At 63.3% G+C, this 18,041-nt stretch carries 14 protein-coding genes; 4 read left to right on the plus strand and 10 right to left on the minus strand.

Features of this window, described 5'->3' with window-relative positions; genetic code table 11:
• Positions 1-67: 67 nt before the first annotated feature.
• The gene (locus tag VGL22_RS07700; protein ID WP_465266321.1) at positions 68-340 is read right to left on the minus strand and encodes an oxidative damage protection protein; all 273 of its coding nucleotides are present in this window, start codon (positions 338-340) and stop codon (positions 68-70) included.
• A 214-nt stretch (positions 341-554) separates the two neighbouring features.
• Here VGL22_RS07700 and VGL22_RS07705 point away from each other — a divergent pair, with 214 nt between their 5' ends.
• Positions 555-3,104 (plus strand): ribonuclease R family protein, encoded by a 2,550-nt coding sequence (locus tag VGL22_RS07705; RefSeq protein ID WP_465266322.1) that lies wholly within the window; start codon positions 555-557, stop codon positions 3,102-3,104.
• 127 nt (positions 3,105-3,231) lie between these two features.
• On the opposite strand, the gene VGL22_RS07710 is transcribed toward VGL22_RS07705, so the two are convergent.
• The gene (locus VGL22_RS07710; protein ID WP_465266323.1) at positions 3,232-3,621 is read right to left on the minus strand and encodes a DUF4870 domain-containing protein; all 390 of its coding nucleotides are present in this window, start codon (positions 3,619-3,621) and stop codon (positions 3,232-3,234) included.
• 663 nt (positions 3,622-4,284) lie between these two features.
• Positions 4,285-5,310, minus strand: a complete 1,026-nt coding sequence (gene thiL, locus VGL22_RS07715; protein ID WP_465266324.1) for a thiamine-phosphate kinase — start codon at positions 5,308-5,310, stop codon at positions 4,285-4,287.
• A 362-nt stretch (positions 5,311-5,672) separates the two neighbouring features.
• Here thiL and VGL22_RS07720 point away from each other — a divergent pair, with 362 nt between their 5' ends.
• The 3 genes from VGL22_RS07720 (at position 5,673) to VGL22_RS07730 (ending at position 9,678) form a co-directional block, all read left to right on the plus strand.
• The gene (locus tag VGL22_RS07720) at positions 5,673-6,650 is read left to right on the plus strand and encodes a M23 family metallopeptidase (RefSeq protein ID WP_465266325.1); all 978 of its coding nucleotides are present in this window, start codon (positions 5,673-5,675) and stop codon (positions 6,648-6,650) included.
• Positions 6,651-6,760: 110 nt separating this feature from the next.
• Positions 6,761-7,894, plus strand: coding sequence for a glycoside hydrolase family 5 protein (locus VGL22_RS07725; RefSeq protein ID WP_465266326.1), 1,134 nt, complete (start codon positions 6,761-6,763; stop codon positions 7,892-7,894).
• Between the two features lie 314 nt (positions 7,895-8,208).
• Positions 8,209-9,678, plus strand: coding sequence for a serine hydrolase (locus tag VGL22_RS07730; protein ID WP_465266327.1), 1,470 nt, complete (start codon positions 8,209-8,211; stop codon positions 9,676-9,678).
• Between the two features lie 38 nt (positions 9,679-9,716).
• Here VGL22_RS07730 and VGL22_RS07735 read toward each other — a convergent pair whose 3' ends face one another.
• The 7 genes from VGL22_RS07735 to VGL22_RS07765 all read right to left on the minus strand — a co-directional run bounded on the left by VGL22_RS07735 (position 9,717) and on the right by VGL22_RS07765 (position 17,977).
• The gene (locus VGL22_RS07735) at positions 9,717-11,072 is read right to left on the minus strand and encodes an FAD-binding protein (RefSeq protein ID WP_465266328.1); all 1,356 of its coding nucleotides are present in this window, start codon (positions 11,070-11,072) and stop codon (positions 9,717-9,719) included.
• Between the two features lie 128 nt (positions 11,073-11,200).
• Positions 11,201-12,502, minus strand: a complete 1,302-nt coding sequence (locus VGL22_RS07740; protein ID WP_465266329.1) for a dihydroorotase — start codon at positions 12,500-12,502, stop codon at positions 11,201-11,203.
• Positions 12,499-13,521 (minus strand): aspartate carbamoyltransferase catalytic subunit, encoded by a 1,023-nt coding sequence (locus VGL22_RS07745; protein WP_465266330.1) that lies wholly within the window; start codon positions 13,519-13,521, stop codon positions 12,499-12,501. Before VGL22_RS07745 ends, VGL22_RS07740 begins: the two co-directional genes overlap by 4 nt.
• 171 nt (positions 13,522-13,692) lie before the next feature.
• Entirely contained in the window at positions 13,693-14,262 is a 570-nt protein-coding gene (gene pyrR, locus VGL22_RS07750) for a bifunctional pyr operon transcriptional regulator/uracil phosphoribosyltransferase PyrR (protein ID WP_465266331.1), read from the minus strand.
• A 281-nt stretch (positions 14,263-14,543) separates the two neighbouring features.
• Positions 14,544-15,233, minus strand: a complete 690-nt coding sequence (locus VGL22_RS07755; RefSeq protein WP_465266332.1) for a hypothetical protein — start codon at positions 15,231-15,233, stop codon at positions 14,544-14,546.
• 492 nt (positions 15,234-15,725) lie between these two features.
• Entirely contained in the window at positions 15,726-16,451 is a 726-nt protein-coding gene (gene cmk, locus VGL22_RS07760; protein ID WP_465266333.1) for a (d)CMP kinase, read from the minus strand.
• Positions 16,451-17,977, minus strand: a complete 1,527-nt coding sequence (locus VGL22_RS07765) for a hypothetical protein (protein ID WP_465266334.1) — start codon at positions 17,975-17,977, stop codon at positions 16,451-16,453. Before VGL22_RS07765 ends, cmk begins: the two co-directional genes overlap by 1 nt.
• Between the last annotated feature and the right edge of the window lie 64 nt (positions 17,978-18,041).

Raw genomic sequence — 18,041 nt, forward strand, 5'->3', positions numbered from 1 at the left:
TTCCGGATGGAGGTGGAAGATAGCCGGTCATCTGAATCGCAGTTGACCCACACGGGGTGGAGCGCGCCTAGTGCGACGGCGGAACGTATTCGCTGGGGAGCGCGGAGCCAGAGCCGAAGAAGAACTCCTCCATCTGCTCCACCAGGAACTGCTGCGCCTGGGGTGTCCAGGGCTGCAGGCGATACTCGTTCAGCAGCATCTTCTGGCGTTCCACCCACTCGCCCCACGCCGCCTTGGAGACGTTCTTGTAGATCTTCTGGCCGAACTCCGAATCGAAGGGAGGCTCGTCGAGGCCCTCCATCTCCCGCTTATTGCGAACGCAAAAAACCATGTGCGCCATCGTGAAAAGTACCCTTTCGTTGCAAATTTCATTGTAGTAGATGGGGCGAGGAGCAGGAGCAGGTGCAGGGACCAGGGAGCAGGCCCAGGATAAGGGGCCACACCTTTGGCACTGGTCATCAGGCACCAGGCACTTGGCATCGGGTATGAGGGCCAGGGCGCGCGATCACATGCGGACTGTGGGGGCAGGCGCTGCATCCCATTAGTCTTGAGTGATGAACGATCGGGAACTCATCGCGCACATCGCCCGTTCCGCAGGCTCGAAGGCCGGTTACAAACAGCTCGTCCGCGAACTCGGCCTGGGCGGCGGCCGCGAGCGCCGACTGCTGCGCGAACAGCTGGGGAAGATTACCTCCCGTGGCGAGCTGACGCAGTTGGTTCGCGATATGTGGAGCATCCCGAAATCCCTCTCCGCCGGGGGGACGCGCGACAACCTCATCGCGGGCCGGCTTGATCTGCATCGCGACGGCTATGGATTTGTCCGCCCTAATGCGCGCCAGTCGGTTGGCCAGTCTGACGACGTCTTCGTTCCGCCTGACGAGATCAACGGCGCGATGCAGGGCGACCAGGTTCTCGTTGAGCTGGCTCCGCCGCGAGGCGATGGCCGCCGCCTCGGTCGGATTGCGCGTGTGCTCGAGCGGCGCAACGCTACGATTGTGGGTACCTTCCACTACGCGAAGGGGCGCACACAAGGCAATTACGTTGTGCCGTTCGATGAGCGCATGACGCAGCCTATCCTGATTCCGCATGGGGATGAGGTTGCGCCCGCCGCGGAGATCGCTACCCCGCACCGGGTGATTGGCGAGGAAGCGCGGAAAGCGCCGCACCATGACAGCCTTGAAGGCCTGATTGTCGACGTGGAGGTGACCGCCTGGCCCACGCCGACCAGGCCACCCGTGGGCCGCGTGGTTGAGGTGCTGGGCCATCCTGACGACTTTGGTGTCGACGTGGAAATGATGATCCGCAAGCACCAGTTGCCGCGTGTGTTCCCCGCCGGCGTGCTGGCGGAGGCGAGGCGGGTTGCGCATCTGGATCGCGCGGAGGTGGACCGCCGCCGCGATTTTCGCGGGCTCCCCATTGTGACGATAGATGGCGAAACGGCGCGCGACTTCGATGACGCCGTGCTCGTGGAAGAGCGCCGTGACGGCGGCTATGAACTGCAGGTACACATTGCCGATGTGGCCGAGTATGTGCGGCCGGGCATGGATCTGGATCTTGAAGCGCGGCTGCGCGGCACCAGCGTTTACTTTCCGGACCGCGCTATTCCGATGCTGCCGCAGGAGCTGTCCAGCGATATCTGCAGCCTTCGTCCGGAAGAGGATCGATTGGTGCTGAGCTGTCTCATGCAGCTCGACGCGCAGGGCAACATAGAGAGCTACGAGATTTGCGAAGGTGTTATCGCATCAGCCGCGCGGATGACCTACACCAAGGTGCACATGATCCTTGAAGGCGATGAGGAGATGCGCGCGCAATATCCGGAGCTTACCGGCGACTTCGAGCTCATGCAGAAGCTTGCCATGCTGATGAACCGCCGCCGCGAGGAGCGCGGAAGCATCGATTTCGATTTGCCCGAGCCCGTGATTCAATTCGACGAGAACGGCCAGATGCGCGGCGTCACGCGTGCCGAGCGCACGTGGGCGAACCGCCTGATCGAGGAGTTCATGCTGGCCGCGAACGAGTGCGTTGCCACCTGGCTTGAAGATCTCGGTGTGCCGTCGTTGTATCGAATCCATGAGAAGCCCGATCCGCGGCGCGTGGTGCAGTTTGAAGAGCTGGCCACCAGCTTTGGCTACACGCTCGGGCTGGGAACGCTCCCCGTGAAGCGGATCCAGACGCGGGGCGACCGTCGAGACGCGCAGCGCAGCGGTAAGAAGGCGCGGACGCACGAAGTGCCTGAAGACATCGCCGTCACGCCGAAGATGTATCAGCGGCTGGCGAAGCGCATTGAGGGCAAGCCGGAAGAGCGCATCGTGAGCTACCTCATGTTGCGCTCGCTGCGGCAGGCGCGCTACGCAGAGAACAATGAGGGACACTTTGCACTGGCGGCGCCCACTTACACGCACTTTACCTCGCCCATTCGCCGCTATCCAGACCTGATCGTCCATCGCATCACGAAGGCTCTCCTGCGCGCTGACATAAGGGGGCGAGGCGCCGTTGCAAAGGGGCGCATGGATTCGCCATGGACGCATCCGCACGAGGGCTTTGCCGGGCTTACGCTGAGCCGCCGCAAGCCCGCTGCCGCCGGAAGTTACGCGGGAGAGGCGCCCATTCCTGAGGCTGAACTGGCGCAGATTGCCGACGAGACGAGCCAGACGGAGCGGCGTGCCGCGGAGGCGGAACGCGAACTCGTGGAGTGGAAGAAGGTCCGCTTTATGCAGGACCGCGTGGGCGAGGAGTTTGAGGGGCTGGTTCTCAATCCCACCAAATATGGGATGTTTGTCGAGCTGACCGATCTTTTTGTCGAAGGGCTGGTGCCCATCGACACGCTGCGCGACGACCGCTATACGTTTCGCGAGAACACGCACGAGATCGTGGGCGAGCGCTCCGGGCGCAAGTTTCGCGCCGGCGATCGGGTGCACGTGATCCTCGACCGCATTCTGGCGCAGGAACGGCGGCTGCAGTTCTCCATCGCGGAAGAAGGTATTCCGCTGACGGGCAAGGGCAAGCGCAAGCCACCGAAGAAGGCCAAGAAGCCGCGCCGGGACGAGCCGCGCAGCAATCCGTCGAAGGTGCGCAATCGATCTGGGCGAGGGAAGCGCCGCTAGCGGTGGCGCTTCCCTCAATCTTGGTCATGTCCGGGAGGGCATCTGATGGATCGCGCGCAGAACGCGTGATCTCATGAGGGGCAAAGCGGAGTGCCCGCTCCGCCCCAGCATGTTGTCATGATCCACCTTACAGCGTGTAGCCAGCCTGCTTGGCGGCGAGGGGTGCGATCACCGGAACCTTGATTGTCTTGCCCATGAAGGCGTTGATCATGACCACGAGCCAGAGCGCGACAAAAGCCAGCCAGACCACGGTGTCGATGAGGAAGCCAAGGATCGGAATCGCCATCAGAACCGTGGCTACCACTGCGATGCAAACCCAGCCGATCGCCAGAAAGATTGACTGCCATGCGTGGAATCGCACCTTGGGATTTTGGTTGTAGGGGGCAGTGGCCAGAAAGATGATGGCCGGGATGAACGTGAGGTAAGCCAAGCCGCAGGTTGCGGTCTCGCTCATTCCGACTGGCTGGGCTTGTTGGGCTTGGGGGGGCTGGGGGGTTTGCTCCATCTGCTCGGGCATAACAACTCCTTCTGCGATAGGTGGGTGTTGTCGCTGGATTGTGACGCAGCCGGATTGCGCGACTGCGGACCCCCTCGGAGCGGGCGGGCGTGGTGGCTCCCAGAGCCGAGGGAGACGAAACAACGCCTAAGCAAAGCGCCGTGTTACGCGATTGTCAAGGGAAAACCGCAGTGGAGCGGAAGGCTCCGTTCGAGTGTGCAAGCTGGTTTGTGGTCATCGAGGCTCGGGGGGGAGGGGTGGCTAAACGGGTTGGGGGAGGGGGGGTGTATTTACGGATCAGTTAACAGGCTGTGATTTGAACCTGAGAGTTGCAACCCTTGTTCCGGTGGGCGACCTCCGGGGTGCGAGGTAGCAATTGGTGAGCCAGATCACATTTAGTTTTCGATCAACGTCCATGCTTTCATGGGTTTATGCGATTTCTCTCCCGGTTTTGCAAAAAAAGGCGGACTCAGTAATGTTCTGGTAAACCTTCGTGCTTTGCCGGATGACGGTTCGGTTTTGCGGTTCGGACGGGAGATGAACAGGATTGAACACGAGTTCGCCATGCCGCAGCATGCGCGGCAAGAGAAGTATGGACAGGGTTGGAAGGTTGTGGCTGTGATTGCTTTCACAGTTGATGGTGCGGGGTGGCGGCTGGGCGTGGCGGGCGGATCGCGGATTCGTTCAGACGAAGTGTTGCCACCCGAGCGGCTCGAGAGGCCGGGCCTCGCCATCCATCAGGAGCATGACCAGGGGGGTGTTGTGGCGCGCCAGCGCCATGCGCCCGATGCGCGTCACCGGCACCCCGGCCAGGCGCCCTGGGACGGACAGATGGGGGCGCGCCGTGAACAGCAATTCGTAATCCTCGCCGCCGTGCAGGGCCTGTTGCAGCGTAGCTCCGGGACCCAGCGGAATCGCGCTGGAGTCCACTTCGGCCGCCAGACCGGACTCCTCGCAGATGTGCGTCAGATCCGTGGAGAGGCCGTCGCTGAGGTCGATCGCAGCCGAGGCCAGGCCACGCCGCTGTAGCCACTGGCCCTGCGCCAGCCGCGGTTCCGGATACAGGTGGGCGTGCAGGAGCGCCGATGTTCGTTTGGGTATTCGGATTGCTGCGGGGGCCCCGCCACGCTTCTTTGCCAGCTTGCTGAGAATGTCGAGGCCCGCAGCGGATCCGCCGAGGGTTCCGGTCACATAGATCGCATCGCCGGCTCGCGCGGCGGACCGCAGCAGGGCCCGGCCCCGTGGCACGGCACCTACCAGCACGATGTCGGCGAGCGCGGCGGGCGACTCAGCCAGGTCACCCCCGGCCAGCGGGGTCTTATGCCGGGCCGCCAGGGTCAGCAGGCCGTCGTAGAAGCGCGACACCCAGGCAGGGCGGCGCCCCTCGCGCTGTACCAGATCTTTCGGCAGTCCCAGGGAGACGAACGCCGCCAGGGGTCGCGCACCCATAGCGGCGAGGTCGCTAAGTCCCCGTGCCAGAGTGCGATGGCCCACGGCTTCGGGGGGGTGCCATCCGAGGCGGAAGTGCCGGCCATCGATGCTCAGATCGGTGGTAACCGCCACCTGTTCGCGGTCCTTGATTCGGAGCAGGGCGCAGTCGTCGCCGATGCCGAGGGCGACCGCGGCGCCCGTCGAGACGCGCCGGCGGATTTGCCGCAGCAGATCGAGTTCGGCGTCCCGCCCCCCGGCGGCTGAAGATCCGCGAGCCATACCGTTCCAAGCATAAAAGCCCGGGCCGCCGATGGGCGCAACTCGCTCGATAGCGTGTAAGCGCGAAAGGCGAAACGACCGTCTACTCCATGGAGGCATCAGAGCAGGAGGGCGATTGTGGTTCTTTCCTGTTTTGTTCGCCTCGCGTAGTAAATCGATGAATTGACCGATGATTCAAATTGACCCTGGTCCGGGCTGGTTGATAGCCTGTAAAAACAATCAGTGTCAGCCGCGCCTCTCCGGGGGCGTTTATATCGAACGGCCCTAGAGGCCCCGAACTGCTTTTTGTCGAAATGGGTAACGGCGAATTGCGACACCGACCGCAGCGAGGAAGTTTCCGATGCGATTGAAGGAGTCACAGAATGCTGCGCAAGCGCTATTACATTCTGTTTGTTGCCAGGGATGAAGATGGGCGGGTCCGCAAGATTCCGCTGCCCCTCGGCTATGCGTATGGGTTCGTCGCCGCCGCGTTGATCGGAGCTTTCACGATTGTGGGGCTGGCCGGTTCCTACACGCGCATGCTGCTGAAGACGGAGAGCTTCAACCAGGTTCGCCAGGAGCGCGAAGAGCTTCGTAAAAACTACCAGCAGATGGCCAAGACGGTGCACGATCGCGACATCCAGGTGGCGAGTCTGGGCGCGCTGGCCAGTGAAGTGACGGCTCTTTACGGAATGCGGCAGAACCGCCTGATGGCCACGCACGCGGTGACGGGCAAGGCCGCTGCCAGCCGTTCAAGCGCAAATCTGGCCAACAGCGACGATCTGAGCGCCCAGAACGTGAAGGCCACCATCGACACCTTTGTAGCGCTGCGCAACCAGGCGATGTCGGGCCGCGTGTCGCGTGCGCTGGAGAGCGGTCTGAACTCGTCGTTTGCCGGCGACTGGAACCAGCTTGCTGACGCGCCGTCTCTGTGGCCTATTGAGGGCCTGGTGGCGTCGAGCTTCGGCCAGCGTCAGGATCCTATCAATGGCGAAGGCGCCTTCCATCCGGGCATTGATATCGATGCTCCCAAGGGCACCCCGGTGCGTGCCGCCGGTGACGGCGACGTGACCGGAGCCAGCCTGGGCGCTGGGTACGGCAAGGAAGTCACGATCAATCATGGCCACGATGTGATGACACTCTACGGCCATCTGTCAGCGATCGCGGTGGTGCCGGGCGAGCACGTCACGCGCGGACAGGTCATCGGCTATGTGGGACAGACCGGCCGGGCGACGGGCCCGCACCTTCACTATGAAGTGCGTGTGCACTCGGTGCCGGTGAATCCTCACAAATATTTGCGGACCAGCTTCCAGCAGATTGCCGGCGAGGTCGGCAAGTCGTCGACCTCGCCGGGAAGCTGAAGATCGAACTCCGGTACCACTGTGCGGCTCCCTTGGGGGAGCCGTTTTTGTCTGGGCCGCAGGTAGTATGGTTATCGGTTGTCCCAATCCACGTTTAACGAGGGCCCTTGATGCGCCGCTTCGCTCTTGCTGTTTTTGTGCTGGTTGCCTCCTTCAGCTACGCCCAGGATCGCGCCGCGGATTCGAAGACGGCGTTTGTGCGGGCGCAGCATCTGCGCCATGGCATCAACGCGTCGGAGTGGTTCGCGCAGCACGCGTATGACTACTCCGCGGCGTTCACCAACCGGTATACCGATGATGGCGATATCGCGCTGATGGCGAAGCTGGGGTTCGACAATGTCAGGCTGAGCATTGACCCGGTGCCGCTGGAGGGCGAACCGCAGAACGGGGAGGGGTTCAACGCGGATTTTATCGGACGGCTGGATCACGCGGTGGACGCCATGCTGGCGAAGGGCCTGGCGGTGCAGATCGATATCCACCCGGAGCCGGACTACAAAGCGAAGGTGCGCGAGACCAGCGAAGGTGTGGACCGGTTTGTATGGCTGTGGCGGCGGCTGGCTGCGCATTACGCGGGCCGCAATCCCGACCTGGTGTTTTTCGAGGTGATGAACGAGCCAGAGGTTCGCGATCCTTATCGCTGGGCGGGTATTCAGGCGCGCGCGGCCGCCGCTATTCGCGAGGTGGCGCCGAAGAACACCATCATCGCCACGGGGCCGAACTGGTCAGGCATAGGCGATCTGCTCACGCAGCACCCGCTGGCGGACGGCAACGTGATCTACACGTTTCACTTTTACCAGCCGGAGGATTTCACGCATCAGGGCGCGGGATGGGGCACGGACTGGCATATCCATACCCACGACATCAGGTACCCGTCGACGGACTCTGAGATGGCGGAGGGCCTGAAGCAGGTTCCAGAGGCGCACGATCGCTACAGCTTTGAGCATTACTGGCTCGACCACTGGGATGCGCAGCGGATGAGGCTGCTGATGGACTCCGCCGCAGCGTGGGGGAAGGCCAACGGCGTGCCGCTGATCTGCAATGAGTTTGGGGTGTATCGCCGGGTTACGCCGGAGGCGTCGCGGATGCGCTGGATTCACGACGTGCGGACGGCGCTGGAAGCAGACGGCATTGGCTGGACGATGTGGGACTACCGGGGCGGCTTTGGCGTGGTGTGGAAAGAAGACGGGCAGCCCGCGCGGGTGGATGAGAAGGTGGTGGAGGCGCTGGGGGTAGGAGCAAGGTAGGAGACAGAGGAAGGCATGTGCGAACCTTTCATCAACACTGTGAAGCGGAGACAGCCGGGCTTAACGCATGCCTGTGCGCAAGCCAGATTAGGGAGAATGATCGGCTGAGATAGGAAGCGGATCTTCGAATCGAAGCGCCGTTCATCTTTTCATTGCGACCTTTTACACTGCACCAAAGGGTTTCGCTCGGTTCTAATTCTGAATTTGAGCGGGCGTTCACCTTCGCTCACGTGTACGCGAAGAGCTTCTGTCTACGGGCATTTGAACGGCCGCTTCGGCATTGCGTGATACCGTTGCTGCGCGGAGGCCTTCCGATGTTCTCTCGTTCTCGTTTTTGGGTTGTGTGTGCCGGCATGTGCGTGGCGTGGCCTGTCATGGCTCAGAAATCTTCGCCTGTCCCGACGGATACGGAGCAGCATATCCAGCACGTCACCGCGGGGCTCATCGGCGGACTCATCCTCAAGGGTCACGAGCACGAAACGCATACGCTCGCAGAGCGCATGCAGCAGCTCCATGTGCCGGGCGTGAGCATTGCGGTGCTGCACGACGGCAAGATCGAGTGGGCGCGCGGGTTTGGGACGCGTAATGGTGATGGGGCCCCCGTGGATGCGGAGACCATGTTCCAGGCCGGGTCGATCAGCAAGCCGCTTGCAGCGATGGCGGCGCTACGGCTTGTGCAGCAGGGGAAGATTTCGCTGGACAGCGATATCAACACATATCTGACCAGTTGGAAGTTCCCCAGCGAAGCGGTGGCGGGGGGCAAGAGTATTACGCTGCGCGAATTGCTTACGCATACGGCGGGCACGACGGTGCACGGGTTCCCCGGCTACGCCAGCGACGCGCCCGTGCCCACGCTGGTGCAGGTGCTCAATGGGGAAAAGCCTGCGAATACGCCCGCGATCCGCAGCGAGCAGCCTCCGTTGAAGGAGTGGAAATACTCGGGCGGCGGATACACGGTCATGCAGCAGGCCGTGATCGATGTGGCGAAAGAGCCGTTTCCAAAGCTGCTGCATGACTCGGTGCTGGCGCCGATGGGGATGACGCGCAGCACCTATGAGCAGCCGCTGCCGGAGCCGCTGCGCAGCAACGCTGCTGTGCCGTACCGAGGCGACGGCAAACCCGTGGAGGGTGGCGCGCATACGTATCCCGAGATGGCCGCGGCCGGCCTGTGGACTACGCCCACAGACCTAGCGAAGTACGCGATGGAGGTGGAGCAGTCGCTGAACGGGAAGGCCAATCACGTGCTCAACCAGGAGATGACGCGACAGATGCTCACGCCGGGCATGGGGCATTGGGGGCTGGGGCTCGAGATGGGCGGCGCGGACGCGAATCCGTATTTTTCGCATGGAGGCGCGAATGAAGGTTTCCGCAACATCTTCGCGGCTTATGAGAAGAACGGAGAGGGCGCGTTCGTGATGACCAACGGCGATAACGGCGGCCAACTTGGCGACGAAATCATGCACAGCATCGCCGCCGAGTACAACTGGCCCGATTGGCGCCCGACGGTGCGGGAGGTCGTTGCAGTGGATCCCGCCGTCCTGGCGCAATATGCCGGCACGTATCAGCTGGGGCCGAACTTTGACCTGGTGGTTAAGCTGGAAGACGGCAAGCTGATCACGCAGGCCACGGGCCAGCCCAGCTTTCCCATTTACGCCGAGTCGCAGACGAAATTTTTCCCGCTCGATTTCCCCGCCGAACTGGAGTTCGTAAAGGACGACAAAGGCGCGGTGAACGCGCTGATCCTGCACCAGGGCGGGCGCGACATGAAGGCGCCGAAGAAGTAGGCAGCTTTTTTCGGACCGGCTCAGGAGCGGGACGCAGCCTAAGTCCCCGCCTGCGTGGAATAGAGATTTGCATCGAGGAACTCGTTGCGAAATTTGCCTTTGGGATCGTGCTGGGCGAGGTAGGCCTTAAAGTCTTTGAGGCGCGGGTACTGGGCTTGCAGCCTGAGCGGCTGAATGGCGAAGATTTTACCCCAGTGGGGGCGCGCGGCGAAGGGCTCCAGTTTGGCTTCGATGAGGGGCAGAAGCTTGTTTACCGCGTCGGTCTCGGGCTTCCAGGTGAAGTGGATGGCGAGGGAGTCGCGCTGGTAGGCCATGCTCATCCAGAGGTCGTCCGCGGCGATGGTGCGCAGCTCGGTGACAAACAGGTGGGGCGTGATCTGGTCCTTCAACTGCTCGACGGCGGTGATTGCTTCGTAGCCGCGGTTGCGGGGGACGAAGTATTCGGTCTGCAGCTCGCGGCCGCTGGAGGGCGTGAAGTTCATGCGGAAGTGGGGGAGGCGCTCATACCAGGGGCCGGGGACGCCGCCCTGCTCGGTGCAGCTTTCGGCGGGGTGGTCCTCGATGGGGTGCAGCTTCTGTTTGGCGAGCTTTGCGCCGTAGAACTCGGGGTCCCACTTGTTGGCGTCGCCCGTGGCGAGCTTGCGCTTGATCCAGACCTGGGTGGCGCGATGGTTCTGCCAGTCAGTGAACAGGCTGACGCTGTAGCCTGCGCCGAAGATGTCGTCGAAGTGGCTCTTGAGGTGATCGAAGGAGAGGTTCTGATAGACGGACTGCGCCACCTGGAATGTGGGAACGAGGTTGAGGGTGACGCGGGTGACGATGCCGGGTGCGCCGAGGCCGACGACGGCAGCGTCAAAGTGCTCATCTTTGCCCCTGGTGAGGGTGTGCACCTGGCCGTCGGCCGTCACCATCTCGAGGGCGGAGACAGCGGTGGCGAGATTGCCGTTGTGTATGCCTGAGCCGTGGGTGGCGGTGGCAATGGCGCCGGCCACGGAGATGTGCGGCAGGGAAGCGAGATTGTGCACCGCAAAGCCCTTCTGATCGATGACGGGAGCGAGCTTGCCGTAAGGCACGCCGGCGCCCACGGTGACGGTTTTGGCGTTGGCTTCGATGTCGATGGAGTCGAGCTTTTTGAGGGAGATCTGGTTGGCGGTGCTGTCGGCGATGGTGGAGAAGGAGTGGCGGGTGCCGAGGGCGCGCAGCTTGGTGCACTTGGTGACCACCTGCTGCACTTCCTCAACGGAGGCAGGGAGGTGCAGGTGATCGGTGGAGTAGTTGAGATTGCCGGCCCAGTTTTCGCGGGGTGTTTCAGGTTCCTGGCCGCCGACAAGATGCGAAAACATGCTTCCTGCCACGATTGCTCCCGATGTCTTCAGAAAATCCCGCTTGTCCATCCCGACCTCGCTGGTGCTTCTGCTCGCAGAATAGGTACTGGGAGTTGAGATGCACAAGCTCAAAGGCATTCACGCGGTGCGGGTTGTTTCAGCGGATACGCGAACCGCGTGATGGGACATGGGGGCAATCAAGCCTCAGCAGCGTAGGCGATGCGGGCATCGCAGACGGTCCACTTGACGCGGCCCTGCATGGCCCAGCCATCGAAGGGGGTGTTGCGCGACTTGGATTTTGTGTCTACGGCGCGGTAGGTCCACTGGGCTTTGGGGTCGAAGATGACGGCATCGGCACAGCTGCCCACGGTGAGGGTGCCGCGGCCTTTGAGGCCGAGCACGGCGGCGGGCTGCGCACTGAGCAGGCTCAGGACGCGGCCGAGAGGCATCTTCCACTCGCCGTGCAGCCAGCGCAGGCACAGGCCGAGGGCGGTCTCGAGGCCGGTGATGCCGTTGGGGGCGCGCTCGAACTCCACTTCCTTTTCGTGGGTGGCGTGGGGGGCGTGGTCGGTGGCGATGGCGTCGACTACGCCGTCGAAGAGCGCCTCGATCATGGCATCGCGATCGGCGGCGGAGCGGAGGGGCGGATTCATTTTGAAGTTGGTGTTGTAGAGGCCCACATGCTCCTCGGTGAGGAGGAAGTGATGGGGGGCGACTTCACAGGTGACGCGCAGCCCGTTGCGGCGTGCCTGGCGCACGGCGGCGATGGCGCCGGCCGTGGAGGTGTGCGCCACGTGCAGGTGCGCCCGGGCGTCGCGCAGCTCGCCCAGGAGGCGGATATCGCGTTCGACCAGGCCTGACTCGGCCTGCGCGGGCATGCCGCGAAGACCCAGGCGGAAGGCTACTGCGCCGGCGTTCATGCTGGCGCCCTGGGTCATGCGGGTGTCTTCCGCGTGCTGGATGACGCTGAGACCCACGCGCGCGGCCGCCGCCAGAGTTTCGCGCATGATGCTGTCTTTGAGGATGGGATGGCCGTCATCGGTGACTGCAACCGCACCCGCGGACTTCAAGGCGGCGAAGTCATTGATGGCCTCGCCTTTCGAGCCGCGCGTGGCTGCGGCGATGGGGAACACGCGCACTTTGGCGGCGCGCTCGGGCGATTGCATCCAGCGGGTGATGTCGACGGAGTCGTTCACCGGCGTGGTGTTGGGCATGGCCGCGACAGCGGTGAAGCCGCCGGCGGCTGCAGCGGCGGTGCCGGTGGCGATGGTCTCCTTGTAGCCCTGGCCGGGCTCGCGCAGGTGGACGTGGATGTCGATGAGGCCCGGCGCGACGACAAGGCCGGCCGCATCGAGGGTCTCGGCGCCGTTGGCCTGCTTGAGCTTGCCCGGACCGGCGATCTCGGCGACCTTGCCGTCCTTGAGCAGGATGTCTTTCTGGGCATCGACGCCCGCTGCCGGGTCGACCAGGTGCCCGTTGCGAATCACCAGAGCGCTCATGCCCGGCCTCCGTTGTGCTGCGCTGCTGTGAGGGCGCGTTCCACTACAGCCATACGGATGGCGACGCCGTTGCTGACCTGTTCGAGAATGCGCGACTGGGGGCCGTCGGCGACGCCGGCTGTGAGTTCGAGGCCGCGGATGATGGGCCCGGGGTGGAGGACGATGGCGTCGGGGGCGAGGGTGCGCAGGCGATCGCCGGTGAGCTGATAGCCGCGCTTGTACTCGTCGAGATCAAGCTGCAGGCCGGCGATGCGCTCGGCCTGGATGCGCAGCATCATGACTACCTGCGATTGCTTCAGGGCGGCTTCAAAGTCGCGTTCTACGCGCACGCCGGGGGCGGTGGCCGCGGCAATTTCGGGCAGCAGTTCTTTGGGACCGCAGAGAATGACCTCTGCACCGAGTTGCGGCAGGAGCAGCAGATTGGAGCGAGCCACGCGGCTGTGCAGGATGTCGCCGGTGATGGAGACGGTGACGCCCTTCAGCGTGTCTGCACTCACGCTGGTGGCGCCGTTGCGCAGGTGCGCCAGTATCGTACGTAGATCGAGCAGAGCCTGGGTGGGGTGCTCGTGCATGCCGTCGCCAGCATTAAGTACGGGGAGGTGCGTGTACTGCTCGAGCAGCCACGGGGCGCCGCTGGCGTTGTGGCGGAGAATGATGGTTTCAGCGCCCAGGGCGCGGATGGTGAGGCCGGTGTCTTTGAGGCTCTCGCCCTTTTCGATGCTGGAGGAGAGATTCGAGACGAGAGTCGTGTCGCACCCAAGCGCCTTGGCGGCCAGCTCGAAGCTGGTGCGGGTGCGGGTGGATGACTCGTAGAACAGTAGCGCCACGCGCCGCTTGGCGAGGGTGCGGGTGCGCTCCAGCGGATCCTGCTCGACCAGCGCTTTGGCGCGGCCCAGGAGATGGCTCAGCGCGTCGAGCGTAAGGTCCTGGATCGACAGGAGGGAGCCGGGATTGTGAGGAGACGATGTGGCCGGGGCAGGCGGAGGCTGGAAGGCGCGGCGTGCAGTGGCTGGAGTCATGGATGCAGCTTCTAGCTTCTAGCTCCCAGCTTCTAGGCCGGGAGTCTCAGGTTGATTCTGCGACGCGAGCGATTGAGGATATCCCTCTTTCAAGGAGCCGCAGCTATAGCTACCGGTAGAAGTCATGCCTCAAGCTGGAAGCTAGCAGCCAGAAGCTAGTAGCTGTTTTGTTCAGTCGACGCGCTCGACCAGCAGCACCTGCTCGTCATTGTCGACTTCGTGGAACTTTACTTCGATGATCTCGCGGCTGCTGGTGGGCACATGCCTGCCCACGTAGGTGGCCTGAATGGGCAATTCGCGATGGCCGCGGTCGATGAGCACGGCGAGTTGTACGCGCCGGGGGCGGCCGTGGTCAAAGAGCGCGTCGAGGGCGGCGCGGATGGTGCGGCCGGTATAGAGCACGTCATCGCACAGAACCACGTCTTTGCCGGTGATGTCGCAGCCGATGGCGCCTGGCGTCACGACGGGACGGATGTCGGCGGTGGACAGATCGTCGCGATAGAACTGGATATCAAGGGTGCCGGTTTCGACGGGGCACTTTTCAATGGTCGAGATCAGGGAAGCAAGACGTTGGGCGAGGGGTACGCCGCGGCGTTTGATGCCGACCAGGACCATGCCTTCGCAGCCGTTGCTTTTTTCCACGACTTCATGCGCCAGCCGCACCAGGGTGCGTTCGATCTCCGAGGCAGACAACAACCTGCCCTTCACGCGCAGGGAATGCTTCACTTCAGATTCGCTCATCTGGGGCTCTTTCGCCGCTTGTCTCTCGACGGATGATACGAGGCGAGGCAGGGTTGGGGCAAGGGCGCAGCCGCTGGCGCGGCTGCGCAGGGGATTACGGATCAGGGACAAAGGGACAGCGGAGGGATGAGAGGAACGCGGAACGGGGAGGCGCGCCGGGGACTCTCGTTCACCCAAGGGCTTTAAACTTCGATAGCTTTTGGATGGAAGTGAGCCGCCCCTATCCCCTGAGTCCAGATCCTCCGCTGTCCCTTTGTCCCTTGTCCCTCTGTCCCTGTTTATTACGCTTCGGGGCGGCGGGAGCGGGCCATCATGCGGGCGCCTATGGCGCCGCCCGCGATTGAGAACAGCAACAGCATCACTGTACCGGCCATCATTCCAAGCAGAATGACGCCTGCGTGGCCCTCGGGAGTGAGTTCAAAGTCCCTTTGACCCTTCGCCTGTGCAGCGTCATAGATACCCGATTGGCCGAACACCCGTTGAACGAGTTGGTCGCTTGCCTCCAATTGCAGCTTCCATGCGCGATCCATTTCGTTTGCCTGATGGAAGAGGTACCTCTCGGCGAACAGGCCGGCTCCGGCGGCTCCAAGAGCCAGCCAGCCCGCGATCAGACCCGTGACGAGGCCTATGCGCACGCCCGCGCTCATCGTGATCCATGACGGCCGCTGCCGACGTACGTAGAGGGAGACTGCCCATGCCGCGGCAGCGCCTGTCGCGAACAGCCCCAAGATGCCTACGGGCAGGGCCCCATAAAGCAGCCCAGCGGGGATGGCAAGAATCATGGCCGCCCGCAGCGCCGGTTTCCACTCTACCTCGCTGGAATCACGCACTGCGTCTGTCCAGCGATCTGCCTGAACCGCCCCGCTTTCTCCCTCTTCGCTGGCATACACGATTTGCGGCAGCCCGCAGGTGGGGCAGTAGGTGCTCTGATCGGGCACCGGCTGGTGGCAGCGGTTGCAGGTGATTTCCATCTATCTAGAGCCTATAGCATTCGCCAAGCGATGGGGACGGGCAAAAGCGCGCAGTCCGTCGCGAGGAGCGGCAGGCGCGGTGCCGGGCGCGATGGGCGAGGTGGGAGACGCGGCTCGAAGCCGGAAGTCCAAAGCTAGGCTTTTTGGTGTTTGTGGACTCGTGCCGGCGAGGACTTGAACAGGATGGCCAAGGGAAGAAAGAGGTATCTGCGCTGCAGGCAATCGAGGCAGCGGACCGGATACATGAGGAAAGCCAGGTGCCAAAAATCTTCAGATCTGAGCTTCGAAAGCCGGAAATGAGAATCGGAGCAAATCGGGCAATGCGTGGCCATGGTGACACTCCTGGTGAGGAGATTCCCGGGGCCCGGGCGCCGGGGAGAAACTGGCGCCTGGTGTGGCGTGTGCAGAGCGACGGGGGCTCTGCAGATGTGATAAGAATGCCACCCGCGAGCGCCGGTGGCAATGCGTTGGGTCGAGATTATTTGAAATTTGTCAGGATGCTACAGGTGTGCCGAGAAGCGCCACCTTCTCTTCCACAATCGCTTCCGCTGCTTTGACTGCTTCGTCCAGGGTCATGTGGGTAGAATCCAGCAGCACGGCATCATCGGCAGGGCGAAGGGGAGAGTCGGCGCGGTTGCGATCGCGCTGGTCGCGCGCGCGCAGATCGCGGATCACCTCTTCGGGTTGCTGTGGCGGCTCGGGCCCGAGCTGATCGAAGCGGCGCATTCCACGTACTTCAGGGGACGCGTCCAGAAAAATCTTGGCATCGGCGTGGGGAAACACGACGGTACCGATGTCGCGGCCTTCCATGACCACGCCGCCGTCGGATCCCAGTTGCTGCTGCAGCCGCACCATCCAGCTACGGATGGCGGGAACCACGCTGACGCGCGAAGCGCCGTCTGTGACCATGGGATTGCGGATCAGGCCGGTTACATCTTCGCCATCAAGCAGGACGCGATTGTCGACTTCGCCGACTTCAAGGCGGATGGACGTGTCAGCAGAGAGCTCTTCGAGCGCGCCCGGATCGTCCAGCGGCACGGAGCCGCGAAGCGCTTTGAGGGCGAAGGCGCGATACATGGCCCCGGTCTCCAGATTCAGGAGCCCGAAATGGCGGGCCAGGTGGCGGGCAATCGTGCTTTTGCCCGCACCTGCGGGGCCATCGATAGCAACAATGATCTTTTTACGGGGGGCTGCAAGGCCCGGCGCAGTCGAGTTCATCAATGCTTTTTGTTTCCCTTCGCGGCCAGCCCGAAGCGCTTGCCGCTGGTTCCCGCGGTGAGCGTGGGCTTGCGGCTGCTGCGGGCAGTGTGAGCTGCCGGCCGTGCGTCCTTGCTGCGGGTGGTGGCAGTGCGACTCAGTCCAGCGGGGCGGTTTCCATTACTCGCCCGTGCGGGCGCTGCGTGGTTGCCGTTCCGGGACTTCCAAGCCGGGGAGGCATTCTTGCTGCCACGGCTTGGACCGGCTGAAGTGCGCCCGGGTGTTGCGGTGCGCTCGCTCGAGCCGGCTTTTGAGGGTTTTGCAGTGCTATGACCGTTGGAGTGAGCGCTGGCGGCGTGGGTGCCGTTTTTGGCTGCACCGTTCCAGCGCGTCGCGCTCGACCCGTTGCGGCTGCCGGAGGCTGCGGGACGCGACGGGCGGCTCTCCGAGGGGCGACGCGAGGGCGCGGCAGACGGCTTGCGGTCGCGGGCATGTCCTGCCGGACGAGCGAAGTGGGAGCGGCTGTTGCCGTTCTTTGCATTTGCTGCGGGTGAGTGAGCACCATCGTTGACGGGCTCGGCTGCGTGGACTTCAGGTTCTTTCGCCACGTGAGCCGGCGCCGACTGCTGGTAGGCTTCCTCTTCGCGCAATTGCGACAGGTAAGTCGAACCGAGGGTGCTGGCGTAGATGGTGGGGGCGGGAGCGAACTCCGGCAGGGTTCCAGCCACGTAGAAGTGGGGAGCGTGGCCCAGCGACAGCGTATGAACCTGGCGGGTAGCGACGAGCCCGCGGAGGACTTCGCGGATCTTGCTGCGCGCCGTGAGGGGCGACAGGAAGATCTCCACCTCTTCCATGCTGGCGGCGATGACGGCCTGCAGGAAGATGGAGGCGAGAACTGAGATGGCCGTGACCTGAGAGGTGGAAGCGCCTTCCGCGATGGCTTTCTGGAAGCGAATGCGCAAGAGCTGCCATTTGGCGGCCTTGCCGGGCGCCGACACGATGGGGATGATGCGCAACTGCTGCCACAGCTCGGTGATGGCGCGGATCACACCGACTTCTGTGACGCCTCCACCCAGAGCCTGGCGCAGTTCGTTGACGGTAGATTCGCCGTTACTCTCGAGCCGCTTGTAAAGCTGGATGGCGAGAGGCGAGACCGCGCGCGAGCCGGTAAGCTGCGGTGTACGGCGCCAGTCGCGATCGCCTCGCAGGGCATAGACGTAGGGGAGCACCCAGGCGGCGACGACGTAATCGGGCTGCTCGCCGGGAGTTCCCAGAAGATTGAGGCGAACCGCTACGCCTTTTTCTTCGAGCCGGACCAGCAGCTCTTCGGCCACCGCGACCTGTTTCTGATCGGGTGTGTGATTGCGCTGGCCAGCGATGGCTTCAACAAAGCTGGGGGCCAAAGCATTGGAGAATTGCCGTTTGGGGAGGAACAGGCACAAACCCGTTTCTTCCAGCCATGTACACGCATCCTCCAGTGTCAGGGCCCCATATCCGTTCTGGCGCATCCGCTCGGCGCGCGCTGCTTCCAATTGCTCCAATGTCAAAGAAGAACCTCTTTTCCAGGCCGGCGTAACGGCACCATCTTTTGATGCTTGGTTTCGACTGGCC

Source organism: Occallatibacter sp. (assembly GCF_036502485.1).
In the GTDB taxonomy this organism is placed as follows: domain Bacteria; phylum Acidobacteriota; class Terriglobia; order Terriglobales; family Acidobacteriaceae; genus Telmatobacter.